The sequence below is a fragment of the Moraxella macacae 0408225 genome (genome assembly GCF_000320365.1).
GTDB classification, from domain to species: domain Bacteria; phylum Pseudomonadota; class Gammaproteobacteria; order Pseudomonadales; family Moraxellaceae; genus Faucicola; species Faucicola macacae.
In genome coordinates this window covers 1205563-1213696 of sequence record NZ_ANIN01000001.1, presented here as the reverse complement: position 1 = coordinate 1213696, position 8134 = coordinate 1205563, and the positions used below count along the sequence as shown (strand labels likewise).

Genomic DNA, 8134 nt, shown 5'->3' with positions numbered 1-8134 from the left:
GCCTCTGCCACTTGAGATTTGGCAATGTAGTCTTGATACGCAGGCAAAGCAATCGCGGCTAGGATACTGATTAACCCATAAACAAACAAACCCACTATAAATCACCATCATTCTATGCTACAATTTTTATTAACATAAACCATTAAGAAACTCTTTTATGACAAACCCAACCTTTATTAACCCCTACACAGACTTTGGTTTTAAAAGACTGTTTGGCACAGTTGCATCCAAACCTTTTTTAATCAGCTTTTTAAACTCCATTTTACCTGATCATCATCAAATTGCTGATTTAACCTTTAAAAACACAGAAGCATTGGGAGAAACCATTGATGACCGCAAAGCCATTTATGACATCTTTTGTGAAAGCATTACAGGTGAGCAGTTTATTGTAGAACTACAAAGAACCAAACAAGCTTTCTTTAAAGACAGAACCCTTTACTACTCAACCTTTGCCATCACAGAACAAGCCAAAAAAGGTAAAGACTGGCATTATCAATTAAAAGCGGTATACTGTATTAGTATTTTGGACTTTTGCTTTAATGACACAAACAAACAAGTCATTCATAAAGTACAACTAAAAGACCAAAACAATCAAATCTTTTATGATAAACTAACCCTTATCTACTTTGAGATGCCAAAGTTTGACAAAGGAGAAAACGAGTTAACCACAAACCTTGATAAATGGTTATTTTATCTAAAAAACCTAAAGGACTTACAAATGATACCCCAAGTATTTGACGGCAATGAAGTATTTGAACAAGCCTTTGAACAAGCCAAAATCGCCAACATGAACCGAGAAGAGTGGATGCGATATGAACTAAGTCTAAAGACCTACAGAGACAACATGGCAACTCAAGAATATGCCAAGCAGGTGGCTTGGGAAGATGGGTTGAATCAGGGCATCCTACAAACCGCCCAAAAACTTAAAAACCTAGGGTTACCCATACACATGATTATACAAGCCACTGGACTTGATAAAAACAGTATTGAAAAGCTGTAATCAGTATCCTAGCCGCGATTGCTATCCCAGCTTATCAGGATTATATTGCTAAGTCGCAGGTTTCTGAAGCGTTTACTTTAGCAGATGGGTTAAAGACAACTATTGCAACCAATCGTCAGAATGGGAGTTGTTTTGCTGATACAAAAAAAGCAGCATCAGGAACAGAGGAGTTAACAGGAAAGTATGGGAAAGCTGTAGTGCTTGAACAGAAACCGTCAGGTTCAACAGGATTAGTTTGCGGAATTCATTATACATTTAACAAAACTGGTGTATCTGATTTAATTGCAGGAAAAGAGATTGTGTTAAAGCTTGACGAGACTGATGGAACATTAAAATTAGCCACAAGTGCTGGCAATCAAGTTAGTAGCAAGGCATCTAGCATTGATACTAAATATGTGCCTAATGCATTCAAATAATCTAAACAAAATAGCTCTTAAAAATAAAAAGAGTAACCTAAGTTACTCTTTTTATAATGTATAATTAAAAATATTAATTTTAATTATTTTTTAAACGCACTTGGTAGGTATTTTGAAATATCAGCACTGCTTGTTTTACCACCCATATTTTCTAATTTTAAAGTACCACTATCTTCATCAGCTTTTAATACAATTTCTTTATCTTTCAGTAAATCAGAGACCCCTTTGTTATTAAACTTATAATGAATACCACAATTTAATTTCTTATCCGCTCCTGTTAAATGTATTATTGTTTCTTGAAGAATTGTAGCTGTACCATACTTACCTGTGGTTTTGTCATCAGCACCTGCACTACTAGCACCGTTAGAAAAACAAGATCCACTCTGTCTATTCGTCCCAATACTCGTTTTCAATCCATCAGCCAATGTAAACGCCTCTGCCACTTGAGATTTGGCAATGTAGTCTTGATACGCAGGCAAAGCAATCGCGGCTAGGATACTGATTACAGCTTTTCAATACTGTTTTTATCAAGTCCAGTGGCTTGTATAATCATTTGTATGGGTAACCCTAGGTTTTTAAGTTTTTGGGCGGTTTGTAGGATACCCTTTTTAATCCCTTTTTCCATACCTTGTTCTATCCCCTGATTCAACCCATCTTCCCAAGCCACCTGCTTGGCATATTCTTGAGTTGCCATGTTGTCTCTGTAGGTCTTTAGACTTAGTTCATATCGCATCCACTCTTCTCGGTTCATGTTGGCGATTTTGGCTTGTTCAAAGGCTTGTTCAAATACTTCATTGCCGTCAAATACTTGGGGTATCATTTGTAAGTCCTTTAGGTTTTTTAGATAAAATAACCATTTATCAAGGTTTGTGGTTAACTCGTTTTCTCCTTTGTCAAACTTTGGCATCTCAAAGTAGATAAGGGTTAGTTTATCATAAAAGATTTGATTGTTTTGGTCTTTTAGTTGTACTTTATGAATGACTTGTTTGTTTGTGTCATTAAAGCAAAAGTCCAAAATACTAATACAGTATACCGCTTTTAATTGATAATGCCAGTCTTTACCTTTTTTGGCTTGTTCTGTGATGGCAAAGGTTGAGTAGTAAAGGGTTCTGTCTTTAAAGAAAGCTTGTTTGGTTCTTTGTAGTTCTACAATAAACTGCTCACCTGTAATGCTTTCACAAAAGATGTCATAAATGGCTTTGCGGTCATCAATGGTTTCTCCCAATGCTTCTGTGTTTTTAAAGGTTAAATCAGCAATTTGATGGTGATCAGGTAAAATGGAGTTTAAAAAGCTGATTAAAAAAGGTTTGGATGCAACTGTGCCAAACAGTCTTTTAAAACCAAAGTCTGTGTAGGGGTTGATAAAGGTTGGGTTTGTCATAAAAGAGTTTCTTAATGGTTTATGTTAATAAAAATTGTAGCATAGAATGATGGTGATTTATAGTGGGTTTGTTTGTTTATGGGTTAATCAGTATCCTAGCTGCGATTGCTATCCCAGCTTATCAGGATTATATTGCTAAGTCGCAGGTTTCTGAAGCGTTTACTTTAGCAGATGGGTTAAAGACAACGATTGCAACCAATCGTCAGAATGGGAGTTGTTTTGATAATAAGACATCAGCAACAGCAGGAGTAGAGGTATTAACAGGTAAATATGGAACAGCGACAGTTCTTGAGGAAAAGCCAAAAGGTACAGTGGGTTTAATTTGTGGAATTCATTATAAGTTTAATGCAAGTGGCGTTTCAGATCTACTTACAAACAAAGAAATTGTCTTAAAACTTGATGAGACTAGCGGTACACTGAAGTTGGATACTGTTGCTTCTAAGACAAGTACTTCTGATGTTAAAAAATATTTACCTAGTGCATTCAAATAATCATAACTCCTTAATACAACAAAACCCCAACGTAATATTGGGGTTTTTACTTTTAAAGTAAAGTAGTATTTATCTAAAAGCACTTGGTAGGTATTTAGTGTCAATGTTAGATGACTTAGAACTAACAGTTCCTAACTTCAATGTACCGCTACTTTCATCAAGTTTTAAAACAATTTCTTTAGTCTTAAGCAAGTCAGAAACTTTAACTTGATCGAATTTATAATGAATTCCGCAGGTTAATTTATTATCTTTTCCTGTTTCTTGAAGAATTGTAGCTGTACCATACTTACCTGTGGTTTTGTCATCAGCACCTGCACTACTAGCACCGTTAGAAAAACAAGATCCACTCTGTCTATTCGTCCCAATACTCGTTTTCAATCCATCAGCCAATGTAAACGCCTCTGCCACTTGAGATTTGGCAATGTAGTCTTGATACGCAGGCAAAGCAATCGCGGCTAGGATACTGATTAACCCATAAACAAACAAACCCACTATAAATCACCATCATTCTATGCTACAATTTTTATTAACATAAACCATTAAGAAACTCTTTTATGACAAACCCAACCTTTATTAACCCCTACACAGACTTTGGTTTTAAAAGACTGTTTGGCACAGTTGCATCCAAACCTTTTTTAATCAGCTTTTTAAACTCCATTTTACCTGATCATCATCAAATTGCTGATTTAACCTTTAAAAACACAGAAGCATTGGGAGAAACCATTGATGACCGCAAAGCCATTTATGACATCTTTTGTGAAAGCATTACAGGTGAGCAGTTTATTGTAGAACTACAAAGAACCAAACAAGCTTTCTTTAAAGACAGAACCCTTTACTACTCAACCTTTGCCATCACAGAACAAGCCAAAAAAGGTAAAGACTGGCATTATCAATTAAAAGCGGTATACTGTATTAGTATTTTGGACTTTTGCTTTAATGACACAAACAAACAAGTCATTCATAAAGTACAACTAAAAGACCAAAACAATCAAATCTTTTATGATAAACTAACCCTTATCTACTTTGAGATGCCAAAGTTTGACAAAGGAGAAAACGAGTTAACCACAAACCTTGATAAATGGTTATTTTATCTAAAAAACCTAAAGGACTTACAAATGATACCCCAAGTATTTGACGGCAATGAAGTATTTGAACAAGCCTTTGAACAAGCCAAAATCGCCAACATGAACCGAGAAGAGTGGATGCGATATGAACTAAGTCTAAAGACCTACAGAGACAACATGGCAACTCAAGAATATGCCAAGCAGGTGGCTTGGGAAGATGGGTTGAATCAGGGCATCCTACAAACCGCCCAAAAACTTAAAAACCTAGGGTTACCCATACACATGATTATACAAGCCACTGGACTTGATAAAAACAGTATTGAAAAGCTGTAATCAGTATCCTAGCCGCGATTGCTTTGCCTGCGTATCAAAATTATATTGCACGCTCACAGGTAGCAGAAGCATTTACTTTAGCAGACGGACTTAAAACCAGCATCGGTACAAACAGACAGAATGGTACATGCTATGCTAACGCCGCCACTACTGCAGGTACTGAAGACAAGATCACTGGCAAATACGGTAAAGCTGAAATTTTACAGGAAACAAAAGCTAATAAATTAAACTGTGGCATTAAGTATAAATTTGAGAAAAAAGGAGTTTCTGATTTAATTGCAGATAAAGAAATAACATTGAAAGTTGATGAGGATAGTGGCACGTTAAAAATGGAGAATATGACAGGTGGTACGAATACTGTTGATAGTAAATACCTACCAAGTGCATTTAAAAAGCCTTAAAAAATTATCTAACCTTTCCTTAAACAGTAAAAACCCCAATATTACGTTGGGGTTTTTACTAAAGAACTATATATCTACTAAATTAGTTAAAAGCACTTGGTAAATATTTAGTGTCAACTTGATTAGCGGTAGAAACAGTAACACTAGATCCAGTTACAGCTTCTGCTTTTAATCTACCATTATCTTCATCAAGTTTTAATATAATTTCTTTGTTTTTAATCAAATCAGACACGCCAGTTGCATTAAACTTATAGTGAATACCGCAGAGTACGCCCTTGGTTTTTGTATCTTGCCCTTCAATAACTTTAGCTTTACCGTATTTACCATCGATCTCTTCTGTACCTTTTGCTGGTGTCTTTTTAGTGGCATCCGCAAAACAACTACCATTTTGTCTATTTGTAGCAATAGTAGTTTTAAGCCCATCCGCTAAGGTGAAAATCTCCGATGCTTGCGACTTAGCAATATAATCCTGATAAGCTGGGATAGCAATCGCGGCTAGGATACCGATAATAGCAATAACGATCATTAATTCAATCAGTGTAAAACCTTTTTGAGCGTTCATAACGAACTCCTTTTTTAGGTTTGGATAAACTTATGCTAGAGTTAGGTGTATAAGATTATCCAAAGGGTTTAATTTCGGCTTAGCGGTTTAGCACCTCGCCTTGAATAACTTTTGTTCTTATCTTAAGTCCTGCAAGTGCTATGCCAACTTTTTAAAATAACCCAAAAAGTATTGATTTTTGGCAAAAAACCACGATAAACGGTAAATTTTGGCAAAATTTTTATCAAAAATAGAATAAAATTTAAAAAAACAAAAATAAACGGCATAATTTAACGATAAATATCTTTAAGCCAATCCGACATTATGCAACAAGGCGTTCTGTCAGTTTATGACAATTTTTGTCATTTTTTGAGTTTATTAACGAGATGATGAGTTATATCAGTATCCTAGCCGCGATTGCTATCCCGGCTTATCAGGATTATATTGCTAAGTCGCAGGTTTCTGAAGCGTTTACTTTAGCAGATGGGTTAAAGACAACGATTGCAACCAATCGTCAGAATGGGAGTTGTTTTTCTGATACATCAGGGAAAAAAGCAACGAAAGGCGTAGAGGAAATTGATGGTAAATATGGTAAGGCAACAGTACTTGAACAGGCGGCTACAGGTACAGCAGGATTAGTTTGTGGCATTCACTATAAATTTAACTCCAAAGGAGTTTCTGATCTGCTTACAAACAAAGAGATTGTTTTAAAACTTGATGAGACTAGTGGCACATTAAAACTGGAAAATATGGCCTCTAAGACAACCAGTAACGAAGTTAAAAAATATTTACCAACTGCATTCAAATAATCATAACTCCTTAATACAACAAAACCCCAATGTAATATTGGGGTTTTTGCTTTTAAAGTAAAGTAGTGTTTATCTAAAAGCACTGGGTAGGTATTTAGTATCAATATTACTTGTCTTACCACCCATATTATTAAGTTTTAACGCCCCACTAGCTTCATCAAGTTGCAACACAATTTCTTTATTTTTAAGCAAGTCAGAAACTTTAGCTTGATCGAATTTATAATGAATTCCGCAGGTTAATTTAGTTTTTGTTTCTTGCAGAATTGTAGCTGTACCATACTTACCTACAATCTTATCCTCAGTACCTGCACTAGTAGCAGCGTTAGCAAAACATGATCCACTCTGTCTATTCGTCCCAATACTCGTTTTCAATCCATCAGCCAACGTAAACGCCTCTGCCACTTGAGATTTGGCAATGTAGTCTTGATACGCAGGCAAAGCAATCGCGGCTAGGATACTGATAATAAACAAATATAATAAATTTTAATAAAACGCTTGTATTTTACAACCAATTGCAGTAAAATACACCCATGCCTAATTCAAAAGCTCGGTCGGTATCTTGGGCAAAACCCGCAAGCTAGGTTGAGCAAGAGGGGCATAAGCCTACTGCAGATAGGTTTTTCTAGGTTTCTTAATTATAACGTAACGAGCTTCACAATTTGCCAAATCCACAAACGCAAGATACTGGCACTTCTGGTTTTTCTGATACCCATGTGGTAATCGGCATAGACATAGCCAAACTGTCTTTTGATGCCAGTTTTGTTTATTACAATCAGCAGTTTCATCACACTTTTGGCAATCATTTATCAGGGTTTTTAAACTTATCTGACTATATCAAAAAACGCATTGCACCACCTTTTGTCATTCATCTGATTATAGAATCCACCAATATTTATTGGCAAGCGTTAGCATTATGGGCTTATCAATCTGGGTTTTTGGTGAGTGTTGTCAACCCTTGTTTTATCCACGCTTATGCCAAAAGTTTAGGCATTCGTATCAAAACTGACAAACAAGATGCCGCTTTATTGGCTCGATTTGGACGACATGAAAATCCGCCCCTTTGGCAACCGCTAGAGGTGATAGAAGAAAAGCTAACCAGTCTCACGCGACAACGACAACACAGCAAACACAAACTTATGGTTGAGATAAATCGCAGTGAAACCGCCAGTTGTCATAATATGGTATTTATCCAAAGCACCATTGGTTTTTGGGAAAACCAAATCAAACATCTTGATACCATCATTTGGCAAACCATTGCCCAACACCCCGATCTAAGCATACGTGCCGATCTGCTTGCCAGTATTCCGGGCATTGGCAAAAAATCCATTCCGCACCTTTTGGCACTTATCGGTGATGGCTCTCGTTTTGCATCGGCCAAACATTTGGTAAGTTTTGCCGGGCTTGCACCAAGATTGTATCAATCTGGCACCAGCATTTACAAAACCGCCAGTATCGGCCACAGTGGACAGCCTGACATTCGTGAAGTTTTATACATGCCAGCAGTGGTGGTAAGTTTTGGACGACATAGGGCATTTGAGCCGTTCGTTGGACGACTGCTTGCCAATGGTAAATGCAAAAAACAAGTGATCGTCGCGATCATGCGTAAACTTTTGAGCATTTGCTATATGGTGATCAAAACCAACACACCTTTTGATCCAAAGCGACACAAACAATTTGCATAGTAAACTTTTAGCCGAT

General features: G+C 36.5%; 12 protein-coding genes. 7 read left to right on the top strand and 5 right to left on the bottom strand.

From position 1 onward, the window contains the following. Positions 1 to 157: 157 nt before the first annotated feature. Both MOMA_RS05505 and MOMA_RS05500 read left to right on the top strand, forming a co-directional pair. Positions 158 to 1000 carry an Rpn family recombination-promoting nuclease/putative transposase gene (locus tag MOMA_RS05505; protein WP_009501487.1) on the top strand — a complete coding sequence of 281 codons (843 nt, stop codon included), beginning with the start codon at positions 158 to 160 and terminating at the stop codon, positions 998 to 1000. Next, complete coding sequence (locus MOMA_RS05500; RefSeq protein WP_051012695.1) at positions 1000 to 1416, top strand: pilin; 417 nt, start codon at positions 1000 to 1002, stop codon at positions 1414 to 1416. The genes MOMA_RS05505 and MOMA_RS05500 overlap by 1 nt, the downstream gene beginning before the upstream one ends. An 83-nt stretch (positions 1417 to 1499) precedes the next feature. Here MOMA_RS05500 and MOMA_RS05495 read toward each other — a convergent pair whose 3' ends face one another. Next, complete coding sequence (locus MOMA_RS05495) at positions 1500 to 1895, bottom strand: pilin (RefSeq protein ID WP_083874848.1); 396 nt, start codon at positions 1893 to 1895, stop codon at positions 1500 to 1502. A gap of 23 nt (positions 1896 to 1918) precedes the next feature. Continuing rightward, complete coding sequence (locus MOMA_RS05490; RefSeq protein WP_009767612.1) at positions 1919 to 2797, bottom strand: Rpn family recombination-promoting nuclease/putative transposase; 879 nt, start codon at positions 2795 to 2797, stop codon at positions 1919 to 1921. A 62-nt stretch (positions 2798 to 2859) separates the two neighbouring features. Between MOMA_RS05490 and MOMA_RS05485 the strand changes: the two genes are divergently transcribed. Next, complete coding sequence (locus tag MOMA_RS05485; protein ID WP_009767611.1) at positions 2860 to 3288, top strand: pilin; 429 nt, start codon at positions 2860 to 2862, stop codon at positions 3286 to 3288. Between the two features lie 69 nt (positions 3289 to 3357). Here MOMA_RS05485 and MOMA_RS05480 read toward each other — a convergent pair whose 3' ends face one another. Next, the gene (locus tag MOMA_RS05480; RefSeq protein ID WP_009501488.1) at positions 3358 to 3780 is read right to left on the bottom strand and encodes a pilin; all 423 of its coding nucleotides are present in this window, start codon (positions 3778 to 3780) and stop codon (positions 3358 to 3360) included. A 62-nt stretch (positions 3781 to 3842) separates the two neighbouring features. On the opposite strand from MOMA_RS05480, the gene MOMA_RS05475 reads away from it, so the two are divergent. Together MOMA_RS05475 and MOMA_RS05470 are read left to right on the top strand one after the other, a co-directional pair. Further along, positions 3843 to 4685 carry an Rpn family recombination-promoting nuclease/putative transposase gene (locus MOMA_RS05475; protein WP_009501487.1) on the top strand — a complete coding sequence of 281 codons (843 nt, stop codon included), beginning with the start codon at positions 3843 to 3845 and terminating at the stop codon, positions 4683 to 4685. Positions 4686 to 4708: 23 nt separating this feature from the next. Continuing rightward, positions 4709 to 5086 carry a pilin gene (locus MOMA_RS05470; protein ID WP_009767610.1) on the top strand — a complete coding sequence of 126 codons (378 nt, stop codon included), beginning with the start codon at positions 4709 to 4711 and terminating at the stop codon, positions 5084 to 5086. Positions 5087 to 5168: 82 nt separating this feature from the next. Here the strand turns inward: MOMA_RS05470 and MOMA_RS05465 are convergent, their stop codons facing one another. Beyond that, a complete protein-coding gene (locus tag MOMA_RS05465; protein ID WP_009767609.1) occupies positions 5169 to 5648 on the bottom strand; it encodes a pilin in 480 nt (159 codons plus the stop codon). Between the two features lie 338 nt (positions 5649 to 5986). Between MOMA_RS05465 and MOMA_RS05460 the strand changes: the two genes are divergently transcribed. Then, a complete protein-coding gene (locus MOMA_RS05460; protein WP_009767608.1) occupies positions 5987 to 6436 on the top strand; it encodes a pilin in 450 nt (149 codons plus the stop codon). Positions 6437 to 6505: 69 nt separating this feature from the next. On the opposite strand, the gene MOMA_RS05455 is transcribed toward MOMA_RS05460, so the two are convergent. Further along, entirely contained in the window at positions 6506 to 6874 is a 369-nt protein-coding gene (locus MOMA_RS05455; RefSeq protein WP_152411769.1) for a pilin, read from the bottom strand. A 275-nt stretch (positions 6875 to 7149) separates the two neighbouring features. Here MOMA_RS05455 and MOMA_RS05450 point away from each other — a divergent pair, with 275 nt between their 5' ends. Further along, positions 7150 to 8118: an IS110 family transposase gene (locus MOMA_RS05450; protein ID WP_040625123.1), complete on the top strand. Its 969-nt coding sequence runs from the start codon at positions 7150 to 7152 to the stop codon at positions 8116 to 8118. Positions 8119 to 8134 lie beyond the last annotated feature (16 nt).